At 68.0% G+C, this 1,494-nt stretch carries 2 protein-coding genes; both read right to left on the bottom strand.

Features of this window, described 5'->3' with window-relative positions; translation table 11 throughout:
- Window positions 1-478, bottom strand: a 478-nt coding sequence (locus INF29_RS14180; protein WP_193487374.1) for an amino acid ABC transporter permease, incomplete at its 3' end; no start/stop codon positions are given.
- 99 nt (window positions 479-577) lie between these two features.
- A partial coding sequence (locus tag INF29_RS14175; RefSeq protein WP_330608352.1) for a transporter substrate-binding domain-containing protein occupies window positions 578-1,494 on the bottom strand: 917 nt, incomplete at its 5' end.

Below are 1,494 nucleotides of genomic sequence, written 5' to 3'. Positions count from 1 at the left end.
AGGTGTCCTTCACCAGGGTGATGACCGCGTTTCCCATCGCCGGGAGGATGCGCTTGACCACCTGCGGCAGCACGATGCGCGCGAAGGTCTGCGCGCGGGTGTAGCCGAGCACCTCGGCCGCCTCGTACTGGCCGCGGGGGATCGACTGGATGCCGCTGCGGTAGATCTCCGCGAAGTACGCCGCGTAGTTGATGATGAACGCCACGATGCAGGCGTACCACTTCGAATCGGGGGTGAGCTCGATGCCGAACACGTAGTACGGGGCGAAGTAGATCGCGAACATCTGCAGCATGAGCGGCGTCCCGCGCATGATCGAGATGTAGATGCGCGCGACGGCGCGCAGCGGGGCGATGCGGCTCATCCGCGCAAACGCCACCGGCACGGCCAGCGGGATGGAACCCACCAGCGTGAGCACGAAGATCTGCACGGTGGTCCCGAACCCCTCGAGCAGCATCCCCGTCATGGTCGCCAGATCCATGGCGCCGCTCCTCTCACATCGGCCCGGGACGCGCCGCATGCGCGCCCCGGGCTCCCCGCCCCGGTCCCCGTCGCGCGGGGGCCGCCGGCATGCCGTCCGTTACTCGAGCACCCAGTTATCGTAGGAGATGCCGTACTCGGCGTACTTGGCGCACAGCTCCTCGATGGTGCCGTCCTCGTCCATCTCGCGCAGGGTCTCGGTCACCTGGTCGGCGAGCTGCTGGCTGCCCTTCTTGAAGCCGACGGCGTAGTGCTCCTCCGACAGCATGTCGGGCAGCTGCACGTAGGCGTCGGGGTTGGCGGCCATCTGGTACTCGGCGATGGACAGGTCGCAGGCCACCGCGTCGACGGCACCGGACTCGAGCTGCATGAAGGCCGTGTTGTACTCACCGATCTGCTCGAGGGAGGAGAACGTCGCCGCGAGGTCGGCCCGGTCGCCCTGGAGCACGTCGAGCGCGGCGGAGTCGACCTGGGTGATGACCGTCTTGCCCGCGAGGTCGTCGAAGCTCTCGATGCCGCTATCGGCCTTCACGACGATGACCTGGCCGTTCAGCATATAGGGCTCGGAGAAGGTGTAGTCGTCCTCGCGGCCCTCCATGGTGAAGCCGTTCCAGATGCAGGAGATGGCGCCGGAGTCGAGCAGGGTGTCCTTGGCGTCCCAGTCGATCGGCTCGTAGGCGACCTCCCAGCCGTTGCGCTCGGCGACCTCGGCGGCGAGGTCGAGGTCGAAGCCGGTGAACTCGCCGTCGTCGCCCACGAAGCCGTACGGCGGATAGGACTGGTCGAAGCCCACCGTGAGCGTGGTGATCTCGGCGGAGGCGTCCTCGGCGGCCGATCCCGAGGTGGAGCCGTCGGAGGCCGGCGCGCCGCCGCACGCGGCGAGCCCCAGCGCGCAGACGAGCGCCATCCCGGCGGCCAGAGGCGCGAACAGTCGATTCTTCTTCATGGTCTGAACCTTCCCCATCATGAGCGCGCCGCGGGCGGCGGGCGCTGCCATTGCAACGGGCTCCACTTTAC

Origin of the sequence: Anaerotignum lactatifermentans (genome assembly GCF_014982935.1) — a bacterium.
In the GTDB taxonomy this organism is placed as follows: domain Bacteria; phylum Bacillota; class Clostridia; order Lachnospirales; family Anaerotignaceae; genus Anaerotignum; species Anaerotignum lactatifermentans.
This window is presented reverse-complemented; position numbering and strand designations above follow the sequence as displayed.